Source organism: Burkholderia sp. KJ006, assembly GCF_000262695.1.
In the GTDB taxonomy this organism is placed as follows: Bacteria; Pseudomonadota; Gammaproteobacteria; order Burkholderiales; family Burkholderiaceae; genus Burkholderia; species Burkholderia vietnamiensis.
Genome location: NC_017921.1, coordinates 221,152 through 238,386, shown reverse-complemented (window position 1 = coordinate 238,386; position 17,235 = coordinate 221,152). Strand labels below are relative to the sequence as shown.

Here is a 17,235-nt window from a genome sequence, read left to right as displayed (position 1 = left end):
TCGTCGACGCGGCGGCCGGCCGGCCGGCCGGCGAACAACAACATACGACACGATCAGGAGACACGACCAAGATGGTCTCATCGGAAAGCATTCCACGGGCAGCCGCCCCGTCCTCCACCATCGACGCGGGCGCAATCTCGGCCCGCCTCGACCGCCTGCCGCCCACCCGCAGCGTCTGGAAGCTCGTCGTGCTGCTGAGCCTCGGCTTCTTCTTCGAACTCTACGATCTGCTGTACAGCGGCTACGTCGCGCCGGGCCTCGTGAAGAGCGGCATCCTGTCGGCGACCACGCACGGGCTGTTCGGCACCACGGGCGTCGCGAGCTTCATCGCGGCGCTGTTCTCGGGCCTGTTCATCGGCACGATCGCATGCGGCTTTCTCGCCGATCGCTTCGGACGCCGTGCGATCTTCACGTGGTCGCTGTTGTGGTACACGGCCGCCAACGTCGTGATGGCGTTCCAGGACACGGCCGGCGGGCTGAACTTCTGGCGCTTCGTCGTCGGTCTCGGCCTCGGCGTCGAGATGGTGACGATCGGCACGTACATCTCCGAGCTGGTACCGAAGCAGATCCGCGGCCGCGCATTCGCGTGCGAGCAGGCGGTCGGGTTCGTCGCGGTGCCGGTGGTCGCGTTCCTCGCGTACCTGCTGGTGCCGCACGCGCCGCTCGGCCTCGACGGCTGGCGCTGGGTCGTGCTGATTGGCGCGCACGGCGCGCTGTTCGTCTGGTGGATTCGCCGCGAGCTGCCGGAAAGCCCGCGCTGGCTCGCGCAGCAGGGGCGCGTCGACGAGGCCGACCGCATCATGCGCGCGCTCGAGGCGAAGGTGGAAGCCGAATACGGCCGCCCGCTGCCGCCGCCCGCGCCGCCCGAGCCGGTGCCGCCGCGCGGCCGCTTCCGCGACATGTGGGTGCCGCCGTATCGCAGCCGCACGATCATGATGACGATCTTCAACGTGTTCCAGACGGTCGGCTTCTACGGCTTCGCGAACTGGGTGCCGACGCTGCTGATCAAGCAGGGCATCACGATCACGTCGAGCCTGATGTATTCGAGCGTTATCGCGCTCGCGGCGCCGCTCGGTCCGCTGATCGGCCTGGTGATCGCGGATCGCTTCGAGCGCAAGTCGGTGATCGTCGCGATGGCGGCGGCGATCGTCGTCTGCGGGCTGCTGTTCAGCCAGACGACCGTCGGCGCGTTCCTGATCGTGCTCGGCATCGGCCTCACGCTCGCGAGCAACATCATGTCGTACAGCTTCCACGCGTATCAGGCCGAGTTGTTCCCGACGTCGATCCGCGCGCGCGCGGTGGGCTTCGTCTATTCGTGGAGCCGCTTTTCCGCGATCTTCTCGTCGTTCGTGATCGCCGCCGTGCTCAAGGGCTTCGGTACGTTCGGCGTGTTCGCGTTCATCGCCGGCGCGATGGTGATCGTGATGGCCGCGATCGGGTTCATGGGGCCGCGCACCCGCGGCATCGCGCTCGAGGCGATTTCGAAGTAGTTGTCGCGCGGGTGTGGGGCAGGTGGGCGGGCGGCGCGCTACGTTGCGCGACGCCTGGTGCTTCGTGCAGGGCGAACGAAGCCCGAAGCCAAGAGCAAAACGCTCGGTGCGCGCCCCACGCCCCGCCACGCTGCCGTCCAATGCGTGCGCAGGTAGAATGAAAGACCTCACGACTCATTGACCGCCATCGGGCTGAACGTGTTGCCCGCACGAGCGGCTTCGCCCCGGCGAGACGTCGGCGCGGCGCGCATGCGATGCGTTCCACGTACCGGCGAAGCTCGCGCGCGTTGCGCCGCTCGCTATGTCCGGCGGCCGGATCGGCCGATGGCTCCGATCGCATGATGCTTTCCGACCTGACGCGGCGATTCCCCGTGCCGCGTTGCAGTACGCGCACCGTCGCCGCCTTCGTGTGGCTCGCCGCCGCGCTCCCCGTTTCCGTTCTCGTCCCGCAGCCGGCCTTCGGCGCATCCGACGTGCCGGCGTCTGCCGCGCCCGGCGCCTCATCGGCATCGTCTCCGGCTCGGCATGCCGCCGCGGCGCATCCGGCGTCGTCGGCGGCGCCGTCGTCCGCTGCCGCCGCGCATCACGCGCATTCCGCCAGCGGCGCATCGGCTGCTTCGGCCGCATCCGCCGCCTCGGATACCGCAGAAACTTCCGCGAGCGAAGCCGAAGCACCGGCGCCGACGCCGCCGCGCCGGCATCCGCCGTTGTCTGCGGAACACGCGAAGGAGGCGACCGCGCGTGCGCTCGACATGCGCGAGCGTTTCGCGCAGGAAGTGACGCGGCGGCTGAACGTGCCCGCCAACGACCAGCGCGCATACGCCGATCGCCTTCAGCGCGCACTGACCGACGCCAATCTCGGCGACCTCGCCGGCGAGTACGTCGCGATGGTCGACCGCGCGCCGAACGTGCAGGCGCTGTTCATCTACTTCCGCGCGACGCCGGACAACGCATGGCTGTTGATCGGCGCCTCGCCGGTCGGCACCGGCTGGCCCGGCCAGTACGATCACTTCCTGACGCCGCTCGGCGTGTTCCACCATTCGCCCGACAACATGGATTTCCGTGCCGAAGGAACGATGAACGACCACGGCATTCGCGGCTATGGCGCGCACGACATGCGCATCTACGATTTCGGCTGGGTCGAAGGCGAGCGCGGTTGGGGCAAGGGCGGCAAGTCGCCGATGCGCTTCCAGATGCATGCGACCGACCCCGATCGTCTGGAGCCGCTGCTCGGCATCCGGCATTCGAAAGGCTGCGTGCGGATTCCCGCTTCGCTGAATACGTTCCTCGACCGTCACGCGATTCTCGACGACGACTATCAGGCGCGCGTCGAGTCCGGCCGGTCGCTGTGGGTGCTGCGCCACGATCGCGACATCACGCCGATCGCCGGGCGCTATCTGGTCGTGATCGACAGCGAACGCAGTACCCGTCCGGCATGGTCGCCGGCGCCGGGCCACAAGGCGCGGTCGAAATTGCCGAAGAACGGCGACACGGCGGATTGACGCGCGCCGGTCAGCGGAAGAATTTCAGCCAGTCGAACAGGCCCGAATGCGGCGCACGCCGCTTCGGCGCCGGCGCGCTGCGCGGCCGGAAATCCGGCGAGAACTGCACGCGCGGGTCGATCGCGCGCGCACGCAGCGCCGCATCGAAGAACGTGCCGACGATCGGCAGCGCGCTGTGCGCGCCTGCGCCCCAGTAATCGCTGCGCAGCGTCACGCTGCCGTCGTCGAAGCCGACCCACGCGCCCGCCACCAGTTGCGGATGCATCAGGATGAACCAGCCGTCCGTGTTGTCCTGCGTGGTGCCGGTCTTGCCGGCGACGTCGATGCGGATCCCGTAGCGCGCGCGGATGTCGGCGCCGGTGCCGTAGTCGACGACGCCGCGCATCACGTCGATCAGCGTCTGCGCGGCCGCGACCGGCAGCGCGCGCTCGGGCGGCGCGCTGCCGAACGTCGCGAGCACCTTGCCGTCGCGGTCCTCGATGCGCGTGATCATCTGCGGCGCGACGTACACGCCGCGGTTCGCGATCGTGCCGTACGCGGACACCATTTCCTTCAGCGTGACGGGGCTCGTGCCGAGCGCGAGCGACGGCACCGCGTCGAGCGGGCTGTCGCGCACGCCCATCGCGCGCGCGAGCTGCGCGACCCGCGCCGCGCCTTCGCGCTGCATCACCTGCGCGGTGATGCGGTTGCGCGATAGCGCGAGCGCGTCGCGCAGCGTCATCGGCGCGTCCGTCGGCGGCTCCGCGTCGGTCGGACGCCACTGCGCGTGCGCGCCGATCGGGATCGCGACCGGGCGATCGACGAACGTGTCGTCCGGGCGCATCCCGTCCGCGAACGCGGCGCCGTACACGAACGGCTTGAACGTCGAGCCCGGCTGCCGCCGCGCCTGCGCGACGTGATCGAACGGCTCGCTGTCGAAATCGGGGCTACCGACCCACGCGCGGATCGCACCGTCGCGCGGGTCGAGCGCGACGAAGCCGGCCTGCACGCGCGTCTTGCGCTCGCACAGCGCGCGCATGAACGCGCGGTTCGCGCCGAGCTGCTTCAGCGCGACCGCGTCGGCGAGCCCGGCGTCGCGCGCTGCGCGGTAGTCGGCGCTCTGCCGGATGAAGCCGCGAAACAGGTCGTTGCGCAGCCCGCAACCGGACGCGCCGCGCCACGCGCCGTCGGCGACCGCCTGCAGGCGCTCGGTCTGCTGCGCGAGCGCGCGCGTGGCCATCTGCTGCAGTTGCGCGTCGAGCGTCGTGCGCACGACGAGACCGTCCGAATAGAGGTCGTAGTTGTTGCGATCGGCCCACGTGATCAGCCATTTGCGCAGTTGCACGGCGAAGTGCGGCGCGGGGCCGGGTTGCGCGGTCTGCGGCTCGAAATCGACGCGCAGCGGCCGGCGCTGCAATTGCGCGAGCTGTTGCGGCGACAGCATGCGCAGCGCCGCCATCCGCGCGAGCACGAGGTTGCGCCGCTGCACCGCGCGCTCCGGATTCAGCACCGGGTTGTAATAGCTGTTGCCCTTGAGCATGCCGACCAGCGTCGCGCTTTCGACGATGTCGAGCTGATCCGCCGATTTGCCGAAATAGGTGCGCGCGGCCATTTCGACGCCGTACGCGTTGTACAGGAACGGCACGGTGTTGAGATAGGTTTCGAGGATCTCGTCCTTGCTGTATACCGTCTCGATCTTGAACGCGGTAATCAGCTCCTTCACCTTGCGCGTGAGGGTCGGCGCACGGCCGATCTCGTCCGGATACAGATTGCGCGCGAGCTGCTGCGTGATCGTCGAGCCGCCCTGGCGGCTGCCCGAGAACGTATGCAGCCCGGCCGCGATCGTGCGGCGCAAGTCGATGCCGTGGTGGGCGTAGAAGCGGTGGTCTTCGGTCGCGATCAGTGCGTCGACCATGTGCGGCGAGATCTGCCGCAGCGGCACCCATTCGCGGTTCACGGGCCGGAACTCGGCGATCAACTGACCGTCGGCCGACAGCACGCGCGCAGGGCGGTCGATGCGGGCGCGGCGGATGTCGCCGATGCTCGGCGTGAACGGCACGAACGCGAGCAGAACCAGCAGCCCGAGCACCGGAAGCGCCGCGAGCGCGAGCACGACGCCGCGGCGCGTCGGATGGCGCAGCCGCTGCCATGCGCCGGCGCACAAGGCGCGCGCGCGGTCGCGGCAGCGGAGCCACAGATTGCGAAGAGACGGCACGAAGCGATTCACGGCGACGGTAGCGCGGAGCGCGGTCCGAAAAGGCGCGATGCTAGCAAACCGCGCGCGGCTGCCGCGGGCCGAAACGGCCGTTTTCTTGCAAGATTTACAGACGATTACGTTTGTTGCCCGCGGACAACCTTTCGCGGCGCCCGCGGCCGCGGCGCGCCGCTCGGGTCGAGGGCGGCCGCCTCCATCTGCGCGATCGAAGCCGCCACGCCGCGCGCTTCCACGAAGCCTTTGCCGCTCGGTCGAGCATCCGCTTCGGCGACGGTGGAGCGCGCCGCCTGCAGCGATGCCGCGAGCCGCCACGTGGACGGCGGAACGTCGCCGAGCCGCACGTCGCCGAGGCGCACGGCGGCGCGCCGGAGCGCGCCGAGCGACGGGATTGCCACGATGCGGGCCGTTCGGGCCGCGATCCCGTTCTGCTGAAACTGTTCGCAACCGGTTCTACAGAAGAGACCAGTTTGCGGGCACAATCTGCGCATGACGAAGCCCATGCAGGGCCGTCAGCCGAACCCCGTCCCACCGTGGAGCCGCCATGTATGTTCCCGCCGATTTCGCCGAATCGAACCCCGACGCGCTGCGCGAGCTGATCGTCCAGCATCCGTTCGGCACCCTCGTCACGCACGGCGCGAACGGCCTCGACGCGAATCATCTGCCGTTCGAGCTGTTGCCGCGCGACGGCGGCCTCGGCGAGCTGCATGCGCACGTCGCGCGCGCGAATCCGCTGTGGCAGGAAGTCGAGAACGGCGACGACGTGCTCGTGATCTTCCGCGCCGGCGATGCGTACATCTCGCCGAACTGGTATCCGAGCAAGCATGTCGCGCACCGTCAGGTGCCGACGTGGAACTACGTGGTCGTGCATGCGTATGGTCGCATCACCGTGCGCGACGACGAGAAGTTCGTGCGCGGCGTGGTCGCGCGGCTCACGCGCACGCACGAGGCGTCGCAGCCGGTGCCGTGGAAGATGGCCGATGCGCCGAAGGACTATCTCGATGCGCTGCTGCAGTCGATCGTCGGGCTGCAGATCGAGATCACGCGGCTCGTCGGCAAACGCAAGCTGTCGCAGACCAAGGCGGCCGACGATATTCGCGGCGCGGCCGACGCGCTGATCGCGAACGGGCAGGTGGCCATCGGCGACGCGATGCTCGAGCAGGCGGACGCGAAGCGGCAGTGAGTCGCGCCGATCCGCACGCGCGCCGCACCTGCGCGCGCCGCCGTGCGAGCTACTGCGTGCGCGTCGCGCGTTGCATCGCGTCGGTGGCCGCATGTGCTTGCGCGAGCGCGGCGCGGATCGCGGCTTCCGTCGTGTCGTACCCGCCTTCGCCGTACCGCGTGTAGACCACCTTGCCGCTCGCGTCGATCAGGTACAGCGCGGGCCAGTACTGGTTGCCGTACGCGCGCCAGGTGTCGTAGTGGTTGTCCTGCGCAACCGGATAGCGGATGCCGAAGCGCTCGAGCGCTTCGGCGACGTTGTCGGCATCGCGTTCGAACGGATACTCGGGCGTATGCACGCCGACCACGACGAGCCCCTGGTCGCGATATTTGCGATACCAGTCGTTCACGTACGGAATCGTGTGAATGCAGTTGATGCACGAGTAGGTCCAGAAGTCGACCAGCACGACCTTGCCGCGCAACTGGTCGAGCGTGAGCGGCGCGCTGTTGTGCCAGCGCTCGATGCCGGTGAAGTTCGGCGCCTGCATGCCGGCTGCCGATGCGGGCAGCTTGGCATCGTCGCGCGTGCCGGCGAATGCGGCGAGCGCGGCCGTGGCGGCGACCGCGACCACGGCGACGGCGGTTCTGAAACGGGGCAGCATGGCGGTTCTCCGGTTCGGTGGCCGGCTGGGCGGGTGCGTCGGCCGACGGGTTTCGACGATCCCCATTGGGCCGCACCGACGTATCGGCGATGTGTCCTCCAAGCGGCGTGTGTGCAATGTTGTGTGTCGTCGCGGCGGCGCGATACATTGAGATACAAACGCGCGGCCGCGCTGCGGTATAAAAGCGGACATCGCGAGCCGCCACATCACGACGAAGACACCCCATGGACAAGCCCGACCACGTATTGATCGTCGACGACGATCGCGCGATCCGCGAACTGATCGCGGACTATCTCGAGAAGAACGGCATGCGCGTGTCGGTCGCCGCGAACGGCCGCGAGATGCGCAACCTGCTCGACGACGGCGCCCCCGATCTGATCGTGCTCGACCTGATGCTGCCCGGCGAGGACGGCCTCGCGCTGTGCCGCGACCTGCGCGCCGGCCGGTTCCGTACGGTGCCGGTGCTGATGCTGACCGCGCGCGGCGAGGAAACCGACCGGATCATCGGCCTCGAAATGGGCGCCGACGACTATCTCGCGAAGCCGTTCGCGGTGCGCGAGTTGCTCGCGCGCATCCGCTCGGTGCTGCGCCGCGCACGCATGCTGCCGCCCGGCATGCAGGTGACGGAGACGGCCGCGATGCTCGCGTTCGGCGAATGGCGGCTCGACACGACCGGGCGCCACCTGCTCGACACCGAAGGCACGATGGTCGCGCTCAGCGGCGCCGAATACCGGCTGCTGCGCGTGTTCGTCGACAATCCGCAGCGCGTGCTGACGCGCGACCAGCTGCTCAATCTCACGCAGGGACGGCAGTCCGATCCGTTCGAGCGGTCGATCGACCTGCTCGTGAGCCGGCTGCGCCAGCGGCTGCGCGACGGCGCGCGCGAGCCGCGCTACATCAAGACGCTGCGCAACGAGGGCTACGTGTTCTCGTCGGCGGTGACCGCGGTCGAAGGTGGCGCATGAGCTCGCGCGCGTTGTCGGCGTTGTCGTTGTGGCACTGGCCGCGTTCGCTGTTCGCGCGGCTCGCGCTGATTCTGTGCGTCGGCCTCGCGCTCGCGCAGACGCTGTCGTTCTGGCTGACCGTGACCGAGCGCGACCAGGCGACCACCAACCTGATGATGGGCTACATCGAGCGCGAAGTCGCCAGTTCGGTCGCGCTGCTCGACAACCTGCCGCCCGCGCAGCGCGCCGCGTGGGTGCCGCGTCTCGCGCGGCGCAGCTACACGTTCATTCTTGGGCCGGGGCAGACCGGCACGCCGCCGGAGGCGCGCCTGTCAGCGCGCGTCGAGCGCTCGATCTCGGACGGCATCGGCGGCGACTATCCGCTGACCGCGAACGCGATTCCCGGCGATCGCGAGCATCTGCAGGTGCATCTGCGCCTGACCGACGGTTCGCCGCTGACGATCGACATCCATCCGATGTCGACGGTGCCGCTGTCGGGCTGGCTGCCGTACGTGCTGGCGCTGCAGCTCGCGGTGCTGGCTGCGTGCTGCTGGTTCGCGGTGCGGCTCGCGACGCGGCCGCTGAACCAGCTCGCGCAGGCGGCCGACGCGCTCGGCCCCGACCTGAAGGGCGAGCGTCTCGACGAGAACGGGCCGTCCGAGGTCGCGCGCGCGGCCCGCGCGTTCAACGCGATGCAGGAGCGCATCGCGCAGTACATGGCCGAGCGCATGCAGATCCTCGCATCGATCTCGCATGATTTGCAGACGCCGATCACGCGGATGCGGCTGCGTGTCGATACGATGGACGACGACGTGCAAGGCGCGAAGCTGCGCCACGATCTGCTCGAGATGGAGCATCTGGTGAAGGAGGGCGTTGCGTATGCGCGCACGCTGCACGGCACCGACGAGGCCGCGCGCCGCATCGATCTCGACGCGCTGCTCGACAGCATCGTGTGCGACTACACGGATGCGGGGCAGGATGTCGCGTTGCACAGCGGCGGGCCGCTCGCGCTCGTCACGCGGCCGAAGGCGCTGCGCCGGATAGTCGGCAATCTGGTCGACAACGCGCTGAAGTTCGCGGGCGCAGCGGAGATCGACGTGCAGGCGGCGCCCGACGGCGGCGCGGTGATCGCGGTGCGCGACCGCGGGCCGGGCATCCCGGACGATCAGCTCGATGCGGTGTTCGAGCCGTTCCGACGCGTGGAGACGTCGCGCAACCGCGATACGGGCGGCACGGGCCTCGGCCTCGCGATCGCGCGGCAGCTCGCGCTCGCGATGAGCGGCACGCTGACGCTGCGCAACCGGGAGGATGGGGGCGGGCTGGAGGCGCGGTTGACGTTGGTGAATGCGGGGTGATGGGGGGAGCGGGGAAGTACGGGCGCCGATCACGCGAGACGAATCGTGCGAGATGAATCAAGCGTGACGAGCGAAGTGCGACGAAGCAAATGTATATGGCTGGACTAGACCAAACAGACAGCGCCAGGTGTCTGACTAAGTTCCGGCCAGGATCGGACGCTCGACATATGAGGCTAGATTGCCGACAATCCGGCGATGTCCGAACTGAAAGAGTGACTCAACTGATGCAGCTGCAATGTTTGCCGCCCGAGATCGCGCTGCAATCGATTTCACCAAGGGAAATCGTCCTTCCGCTAAATGCGGCTATCGCAGCCATCGACTACTGTGCGAACAACAAGATTCGCATCCTGGGTTGGGAAGGATGGATTCAGTCGCCGGATGGACGGGTCGGTCACGGTAACGCGCCGCAGGGAACGACGAGTCTGGAGGATCTTTCGATACCGGAAGCCGCGGATTTCTGCCGTCGGACAATCGCGGCGGCGGCATTGGAGTGGACGGAAAATAATCTCGGAACGACGGACAGACTGCACTTCTGTATTACCGTTGAAGCCAATGATGCGGCGACAAATTCATAGGCATTTGACGGCCATGAAGCAGACGTTCGACATCGTTGTCTGAATCGCAGACAATGACCGCGATCCATCACAAAACGCCGCCATTTAGAGGACGGACATTGATCGATGTTGTTCGGTTCAAAATCTGAGTTTGCCATCGAAGCCATGATCGAACCTGGTCTGGTCCCGCCTTCCGCCGTCTACGGGCGAATGCAAGTATGGTGCGCAAATACATCGATAGGGGATTTTTCTAATCCTCGATGTTCTTTGTATCCGGCATATCTCGGATTCAAACAGCTCGTGGGAGCCCTTCCAAATCTTTGGCGAAGTGATCTGGACGGTCTGAGCGACGAACAATTAATTGATCGTCTTGATCGACTTCTGTACGGGGCTCAAGGCGACGAATTGCTTGAAGACGACGATCGAACCATCTTCGAATGCAAGCGCGATCGGGAAAAATATGGTGCTTTCAATTTCTTGACGAATTGGGGCGAGCAATTCGACCGGGAAGGCAAGGCTTTCATTTTCTGCCCACCGGCACAACCAGCGAAGATTCTTGTTCTGCGACGCGGCTCCGACACGGTTCAGCCCTTGCATGCATCGATACCCGCCGCCGCCGACGCTATCGATAAGTTCCTCAGGTGGTTTGATGAGTCATCAGCGCTGCTTGCCAACCAAAACCCAATCTAGCCGCGCACGTTGAACGGCTGCTTTGGGGAAGGTCGAAGGTCCGCAACGGGTCGGGTTCGGCCAACGGCATCAGGCGACAGTCGGCCAGAACGAGCCGTCGAACCGATGCGTCCAGATCGACGATGATCGCGCTTCCGCAGACTCGCTCAAGCTCGCCGGCTCCGACTATCTCAGCTGGCATACGCAGAGGCTGCCTTAAATCCACTGGTCGTTCTCGACAGTACGCTCGCCCGCTGCGCCGTCGCCCGTGTTCACCACACCTCGCGGCTCGATCAGCAGCAGCTTTACTTCGGCATTTGCACAGGGCTTGTGTTCGACGCCCTTCGGCACCACCGCCATCTGACCGGCACGCAACACAATAGAACCATCGCCCGAAGGGCCCGCGCGAAATTCGATACGCAACTCGCCTCCGAGCACGATGAACGTTTCGTCGGTATCGGCATGGCGGTGCCACTGAAACTCGCTTTCGACTTTCACAACCTTGAACTGATAGTCATTCATTTCCGCGACGACACGCGGTTGCCAGTGACCGTCGATCAGCGCGATCTTGCCGGTCAAATCGATGGTCTGGCACTGGCCGCGTTCGGCCGGCACGTTGTTGTGTTTCGAGGATTGGGACACCGTTCTCTCCGTTCAAGGGGCAATGCTTCGAGGATATACATGCTCCTTGCGGCCGTATTGAACGATCGTGTGTGTTTTCAGCCGCGGTGAATGCTGCCCGTGACCTGGAGCCAGCGCCCTGGCGTCAGCCCGAATGTTTTCGAGAAGTGTCGCGTCATGTGGCTCTGATCAGAAAAACCCGCGGCCGCAGCGGCGTGAGCGAGCGAGGTGCCAGCGAGCAGCATGCGGCGCACCGTATCGAGGCGCCGCATCGTCAGATAACGGTACGGGCTCGTGCCGTAGAAGGTGCGAAAGTCGTGCGACAGACTCCAGCGATCGCGGCCCGTCGCCGCTTCAAGTTCGACGAGCGTGACGACGCGCGCGCAGTTCACGTGCAAATAGTCGCGCGCGCGCCGCGCCGCGAGGAAATCGCCTTTCGGACGGCGTGTGGGCGTGCCGGCAACAGCGGCAATCGCATGCGTCAGTTCGACGAGGGCATCGCTTTGTTCAAGCGGTTCAAGCCTATAGCCGACGTGCTGCAGCAATGTCGTGGTTGCCGCCGCAAGGCGCGCATCGGTCGTCACGCCGCCTTCGAGGAACGGCAGCGCGCGCCCGCCGAGCACGTCCTGAAAAAGCGCGGGTTCCACGTAGATCATCCGGTACCGAAACCCTTCGTCGGTGCCCGCCTGACCATCGTGAGCCTCGTCGGGATGCAGCACCATCGTGTGGCCTGCCAGGCTGTTTCGCAGGCTGCGCCGATAGTTGAAACTCTGGACGCCAGCGAGCGTGCGACCAATCGCATAGGTATCGTGGCGGTGCATGGCATACGCCTTGCCGTGAAACCACGCTTCGATGCGTTCGACACCTTCTATCGGCTCGGCGCGCCTTACCCAGTCGGGGCATGAGATTGCGGGTTGTCGGTTCATGATGTAGAGCGTGGATGGCCTGACGCATCACGCTGCGGCACGGGCGCTCAGGCGCTGTACGATGCAAAGCCGCTATCCGAATTGTCGCATCGGATAGTCCACTAGCGATGACATGCTACGGTCGACGCGCCGGGTTGAAACGCGGCCGTTCGCGACGCCAAGAGACCACCATTTGAAAACAGCGCAACCCTACGCCTTGATATCTGTTGCCGCGAGATTCCGAACTTCTCTCGGTCGAAGGATTTTTTCAACGAGCCGAGCCGACATCTGACGGCTCAGTAGTCTCTGCAAGTTCGCAAGCAGTCGATTTCGCGTCCCCACAACCCGATAGCTCAGATTACGATCGAGCGCCCACAACGCATCCCGCACCACGTTGGCGACCGGCATCGGCACGCCGACTGCAGCCTCCTTCGCGCCAACAACGTCGAAAAACGGCCGTTTGCGTGGCGCCGGGACATAGCGCGACGACCCGGATGCCCCGCTGCCGGTTTTCAGCCCAAACAGCTTCCGAAAATGACAGGAGAAAGGCCTTCGTCGCGCCGTAGACGGCCATATACGGATCGGGCTGGAATGCCGCGGTTGACGCGACGTTGATGACTGCGCCGCCGGATCGCGCTTGCATCCCCGGCAGCAGAAGATGAGTCAGCTCGATCGCGGCGATGCAGTTCACCAGGACTTCATCGCGCTGGCGCGTCAGCGGAATCGTTTCAAAGCGCCCGTAAGCTGCGAAGCCCGCATTGTTGATCAGCACATCGACGAACGTGCCGGTCCCCTTCAGATGGCGATCGATCGTGTCGACGGCGTCGGCTGCGCTCAGGTCGACCGTCAGAAAATCGGCGTCGCACGCGTAATCGCGCCGCAGTTCCGCGGCCAGATCACGCAGCTTGTCGTGAGAGCGTGCGACCAGCAGGAGTCTCGCACCGCGTTCGGCCAACGCGTGGGCAAACGCGCGCCCGATACCCGATGATGCACCCGTGACGAGTGCTGTTTTTCCGCCAAAATCGAAAGATTTGCTCATGGGCTGCTGATGGAGTGGAACGGGAGTTGCACTCTAAACCGTTGACTATAGGCAACGGTCAAGCGTAAATGACGGTCCACGACATTGATTGGAGGCAGCATGCGCATCGGCGAGCTATGCAAGCGGGCGGGTGTATCGCGCGACACCGTCCGTTACTACGAGCGTATGGGTCTGCTGGATAAAGCAACGCAAGGTAACGCGACGAACACTTACAAGCACTATTCCGAACTTTCGTTACAGCGGATACGGCTGATCGTCCACGCGAAGGCGTTGGGCTTCACGCTGGCGGAAATTGGCGACGTTGTCCATGTATGGGAAAGTCCGACGTTCGGCGTTGACCAAAAGGTCGCGTCCCTGCAAGCAAAGCTCGCCGAACTCGACGCAAAGAGTCTCGCGTTGACCACGCTGCGAACCGGGCTGCTGAATGCGCTGGCCAAAGTTGGCGGCGATTGTGTCGAAGAAGTAGCGTGATCAGTCGCGGCCGTGCAAGTGTCATCCTGCCCCGCACAGGAACTTCGATGGCCGCTTTGATCGCCCGTGAGGGTCCCTTCAGGGTCGGGTTGAGCCAGTCGCTGCCTGCCGGGGCTGCGGCCGGCCGAGTCCGGCCACAAACGGTCAGTCGGAAGACCACGCTCAAAGCGGCCATTCGCCGGTATTGACCTGCGCAGCCAAACGACGCTAGGATCGTCAGCATGATTAGTCGCTCCAAATCCCTCTTTTCGCTGGTCCGCGCATGTTGTCAAAACGTGCCGGGGAGATGCTGCGTCTAGCGATTAACTACACGTCGCATCAATCGCCTCTGGCCGCCCGTTGCAAAACCGGCGGCCTTTTTGTTTTTGCCCCCTTCGAGACGGAGAGAGTTGATGCAACTTACGTTGTATGACACCTGGTCGCGTACCGTGCGCTCGTTCACGCCAATTCACGCTGGCCGCGTTGGCATGTATTGCTGCGGCCCCACCGTCTATGACCATGCGCATATCGGCAATCTAAGAACGTATGTGTTCGAAGACATTCTGCGCCGGGTGCTCATTCGCAACGGCTACGAGGTCCGTCACGTCGTCAATATCACCGATGTCGGTCATCTGACTTCGGATGCTGACGAAGGCGAAGACAAGATGGAAAAAGGTAGCAGACGGACCGGAGAGTCAGCATGGGCTATCGCTCAGCGCTACACCGAGGCCTTCTTCGCGGATTGGCATGCCCTCAACTTGCTGGAGCCGACGGTATGGTGCCGTGCGACCGATCACATCGCCGAACAGATCGCGTTTATCGGCGAGTTGGAACGGTCAGGCTACGTATACAGGACCAACGACGGCCTCTATTTCGACACAAAAAAGCAGGACGATTACGGCTTTCTGGCCCGGCTCGACCGTGCCGGCCTGCAGGCGGGCAAGCGCGTCGTAGTTGGTGCCAAGCGGAACATCACAGATTTTGCGCTATGGAAGTTCAGTCCGGCGGGCGTAACGCGGCAGATGGAATGGGATAGCCCATGGGGGCGTGGATTTCCGGGCTGGCATATTGAGTGCTCGGCCATGTCGGCGAAGCACCTCGGCATCTGGTTCGACATCCACTGTGGCGGAGAAGACCATATCGCCGTGCATCACAGCAACGAGATTGCACAAACTCAAGCGGCCCACGGCACTCGGCTTGCGAACTTCTGGATGCACGGACATTTTCTAACGCTCGATGCCAACACGAAGATGTCGAAGTCGAGTGGCGATTTTGTTCGCTTGCAGACCTTGCGCACTCGGAACATCGATCCACTTGCCTACCGTTTCCTGTGCATGACGGCTCATTACCGGAGCAAGCTGCATTTCAGCTGGGCGTCTCTTGACGCAGCGCAGACAGCCTTGAACCGGCTGAGGCATCTCTATTCCGGTTGGCCGGACGGTGGCCGCATCGATCCGGATTTCGCCGCGCGCTTCGACGCCGAAGTGAATGAGGACCTGAATCTGCCGAGGGCATTGGCCGTGCTATGGGAGTTGGTCAAGAGCGAGCTCCCATCTGCGACCTTGAAAGCGACTGTCGACAGCTTTGATTATGTTCTGGGCCTTGGGTTACGCGATTGGAAGCCAGTTGCGTCTGACATTCCGGAAAGCATCCGAGTGTTGCTCGGTGAACGTGCTCAGGCCCGAGAGGCAAAGGATTGGGCAAAGGCCGATGAGATACGAAAGATGTTAAACGCCCGAGGCTGGAGAGTCGAGGATGGCAACGACGGACAACGTCTGATCGAAATCGCCACGCCCTCGACAGATATCTGAATGGGTGTTAGCTGCATGGGAGCCGCACTGAATGTCCGGATGGCACAGGCTCGATTGACCGCTTGGGGTCGGTGCGCGCCGTCCTCCGATCCAACGCAGTGTGACGGCGGCATCGGGCGGTCGTCGGCCACAAGCGGTCGGCCGACCACGCAGTCGGAATCGGCGACAATCACGACGAGTTGAGCATATTCCGTGCGACCATGTCCAATGACCAAAGAAATGTTTGCCAGCGATTCGGTACAGAATAATGCGTATGAACACTTTGGGAAGCTCTGAATTACGACGCACTTTGATGGCACTGGGGATCGTCCTGTTGACCGGTGTCTCTATGTTCTACGCGACCGACGAGGTCGGGCAAGCAGATATTGATCGTCCATCGATTGAGCGAACAACCACCAAGACCGCTGGTGTTTGGCAGTCCACGACGCGTATGGTGCTCGCCCGCTACGGGCATACCGCAACCTTGCTACCCAATGGCAAGGTGCTGGTGGCTGGTGGTTTCGGTGGCCCCGGAGGCGGCGGTCTTCTGGCGGTGAGCGAGCTTTACGATCCCGCCCACCCAAAATGGTCCAAGGCGGGCGCCATGGTGCTTCCACGCCAAGCGCACAAAGCGGTCTTGTTGGCCGATGGCAATGTGTTGGTGGCCGGCGGGCTGGCCGCTGACTCAAATAACCTCTCTGCGACGCCTTCGGCTGAGGTCTATAGCCCTACCCGTGGCGTTTGGAATCGTGTCGGGAACATGGCGACGGGGCGATTGGGTCATACGATGACTGTCTTGAAGGACGGTCGCGTGCTTGTCACCGGCGGCCATCGCGCGGATGACGTGATGGATGACGACGCTTTTGCTTCGGCCGAGCTGTTCAATCCCACCGATGGCCAATGGGCAGTCACCGCCAGTATGAGTATTGGACGTCGGGGCCACACTGCCACGCTGTTGCCGAACGGCAAGGTGCTTGTGGTTGGCGGGAGAATGGCGGGGAGCAACGGCGACGCGACCGCCATGGCTGAACTCTTTGACCCCGTCAAAGATACTTGGGTAGCGGTTGCCCCGATGAGGAACGCGCGCTACGGTCACTCCGCAACGCTTCTGCGAAGTGGGAAGGTACTCGTCGTGGGGGGCGAGGACGTCAAGAAAGCCGGCGACGACACCAAGAGGTTGGATGCCGCGATGGCGGAAGTCGTCAAGGAGAAAGGCTCGGACTTCACATCGACCGACTTGGCCATCGCGCTTGCCAAGGATCCCGGGCCTTATCGAAGCTTGGCCGAAATTTACGATCCAGTCACGAACCAGTGGTCGCCCGCGGGAAACCTGAACGCGGCGCGATCTGGGGCTCGCGCTGTGCTGTTGCCGAATGGAAACGTGCTTGTGGCACGAGGCGCTGATGACGAAAGCCTCGACCTTAATTCTTCAGAGATCTATGACGTAAAGACGGGTGTGTGGCGCCTGACGGCGCCCATGAACGACGGCGTGGGCATAGGGGCCACGCTTACCGTGCTGCCCGGTGGTGAGGTGCTCGCTGCGGGCGGGGATCGAGGTTACGTCAAGTCCAAGCCGGGCCTTCGAGAGCGTTTGGCGCAAGGAATCTATCGGGCAGACGATTTCAACGATAACAGCGCACTCTCCTCCGCAGAAATCCTGCGCTACTGATCACTTGATGCGACGCACCTCGCGAAACGCTGCGTTGGTCACGTTCATGTACAACCGATAAGCCACAGCAGAACCCGGAGCGGTGGGGAGGAGACTACGCTAACACGAACGACTGGTTCGGAGAAAAACGGGTGACCGCAGTGGGTCGATCACGGCCCTTGATGAAGTGACGGCAAAAGCAATCTTAGACCTGATCTGACGCTAACTGAGACATCAGGTCTTGACTTACGCAA

Annotated in this window: 15 protein-coding genes and 1 pseudogene; 10 read left to right on the top strand and 6 right to left on the bottom strand. The window is 64.5% G+C overall.

The genetic code is table 11. The features are described from left to right. The first annotated feature begins 71 nt into the window (after window positions 1-71). Together MYA_RS15235 and MYA_RS15230 are read left to right on the top strand one after the other, a co-directional pair. The gene (locus tag MYA_RS15235) at window positions 72-1,490 is read left to right on the top strand and encodes an MFS transporter (protein ID WP_011880869.1); all 1,419 of its coding nucleotides are present in this window, start codon (window positions 72-74) and stop codon (window positions 1,488-1,490) included. 254 nt (window positions 1,491-1,744) lie between these two features. Continuing rightward, window positions 1,745-2,992 carry a hypothetical protein gene (locus MYA_RS15230; RefSeq protein ID WP_014724045.1) on the top strand — a complete coding sequence of 416 codons (1,248 nt, stop codon included), beginning with the start codon at window positions 1,745-1,747 and terminating at the stop codon, window positions 2,990-2,992. 10 nt (window positions 2,993-3,002) lie between these two features. Here the strand turns inward: MYA_RS15230 and MYA_RS15225 are convergent, their stop codons facing one another. Both MYA_RS15225 and MYA_RS15220 read right to left on the bottom strand, forming a co-directional pair. After that, window positions 3,003-5,198: a penicillin-binding protein 1A gene (locus MYA_RS15225; RefSeq protein ID WP_014724044.1), complete on the bottom strand. Its 2,196-nt coding sequence runs from the start codon at window positions 5,196-5,198 to the stop codon at window positions 3,003-3,005. 104 nt (window positions 5,199-5,302) lie between these two features. After that, on the bottom strand, window positions 5,303-5,686 hold the full coding sequence (locus MYA_RS15220; protein WP_148278567.1) for a hypothetical protein: 384 nt from the start codon (window positions 5,684-5,686) through the stop codon (window positions 5,303-5,305). Between the two features lie 41 nt (window positions 5,687-5,727). Between MYA_RS15220 and MYA_RS15215 the strand changes: the two genes are divergently transcribed. Further along, complete coding sequence (locus MYA_RS15215; protein WP_011880866.1) at window positions 5,728-6,366, top strand: FMN-binding negative transcriptional regulator; 639 nt, start codon at window positions 5,728-5,730, stop codon at window positions 6,364-6,366. Window positions 6,367-6,415: 49 nt separating this feature from the next. On the opposite strand, the gene MYA_RS15210 is transcribed toward MYA_RS15215, so the two are convergent. Next, window positions 6,416-7,006, bottom strand: a complete 591-nt coding sequence (locus MYA_RS15210) for a thioredoxin family protein (RefSeq protein ID WP_014724042.1) — start codon at window positions 7,004-7,006, stop codon at window positions 6,416-6,418. A 224-nt stretch (window positions 7,007-7,230) separates the two neighbouring features. Here MYA_RS15210 and MYA_RS15205 point away from each other — a divergent pair, with 224 nt between their 5' ends. The 4 genes from MYA_RS15205 (at window position 7,231) to MYA_RS31145 (ending at window position 10,549) form a co-directional block, all read left to right on the top strand. Continuing rightward, window positions 7,231-7,971, top strand: a complete 741-nt coding sequence (locus MYA_RS15205; RefSeq protein WP_014724041.1) for a response regulator — start codon at window positions 7,231-7,233, stop codon at window positions 7,969-7,971. A gap of 11 nt (window positions 7,972-7,982) precedes the next feature. After that, complete coding sequence (locus MYA_RS15200) at window positions 7,983-9,305, top strand: ATP-binding protein (protein WP_041494234.1); 1,323 nt, start codon at window positions 7,983-7,985, stop codon at window positions 9,303-9,305. Window positions 9,306-9,517: 212 nt separating this feature from the next. Further along, a complete protein-coding gene (locus tag MYA_RS31150) occupies window positions 9,518-9,880 on the top strand; it encodes a hypothetical protein (protein WP_131753930.1) in 363 nt (120 codons plus the stop codon). A 105-nt stretch (window positions 9,881-9,985) separates the two neighbouring features. Then, window positions 9,986-10,549 (top strand): hypothetical protein, encoded by a 564-nt coding sequence (locus tag MYA_RS31145; protein WP_131753929.1) that lies wholly within the window; start codon window positions 9,986-9,988, stop codon window positions 10,547-10,549. Between the two features lie 195 nt (window positions 10,550-10,744). Here the strand turns inward: MYA_RS31145 and MYA_RS15190 are convergent, their stop codons facing one another. The 3 genes and pseudogenes from MYA_RS15190 to MYA_RS15180 all read right to left on the bottom strand — a co-directional run bounded on the left by MYA_RS15190 (window position 10,745) and on the right by MYA_RS15180 (window position 13,093). Further along, the gene (locus MYA_RS15190) at window positions 10,745-11,170 is read right to left on the bottom strand and encodes a cupin domain-containing protein (protein WP_014724038.1); all 426 of its coding nucleotides are present in this window, start codon (window positions 11,168-11,170) and stop codon (window positions 10,745-10,747) included. A gap of 77 nt (window positions 11,171-11,247) precedes the next feature. Beyond that, a complete protein-coding gene (locus MYA_RS15185; RefSeq protein WP_014724037.1) occupies window positions 11,248-12,075 on the bottom strand; it encodes an AraC family transcriptional regulator in 828 nt (275 codons plus the stop codon). Between the two features lie 189 nt (window positions 12,076-12,264). Further along, window positions 12,265-13,093, bottom strand: a pseudogene (locus tag MYA_RS15180) (SDR family NAD(P)-dependent oxidoreductase). A 99-nt stretch (window positions 13,094-13,192) separates the two neighbouring features. Here MYA_RS15180 and MYA_RS15175 point away from each other — a divergent pair. The 3 genes from MYA_RS15175 to MYA_RS15165 all read left to right on the top strand — a co-directional run bounded on the left by MYA_RS15175 (window position 13,193) and on the right by MYA_RS15165 (window position 17,002). Beyond that, on the top strand, window positions 13,193-13,564 hold the full coding sequence (locus MYA_RS15175) for a heavy metal-responsive transcriptional regulator (protein ID WP_014724036.1): 372 nt from the start codon (window positions 13,193-13,195) through the stop codon (window positions 13,562-13,564). Window positions 13,565-13,956: 392 nt separating this feature from the next. Continuing rightward, window positions 13,957-15,354 (top strand): cysteine--tRNA ligase, encoded by a 1,398-nt coding sequence (cysS, locus tag MYA_RS15170; RefSeq protein WP_014724035.1) that lies wholly within the window; start codon window positions 13,957-13,959, stop codon window positions 15,352-15,354. Window positions 15,355-15,607: 253 nt separating this feature from the next. Continuing rightward, the gene (locus MYA_RS15165) at window positions 15,608-17,002 is read left to right on the top strand and encodes a Kelch repeat-containing protein (protein WP_196480344.1); all 1,395 of its coding nucleotides are present in this window, start codon (window positions 15,608-15,610) and stop codon (window positions 17,000-17,002) included. Window positions 17,003-17,235: the final 233 nt, after the last annotated feature.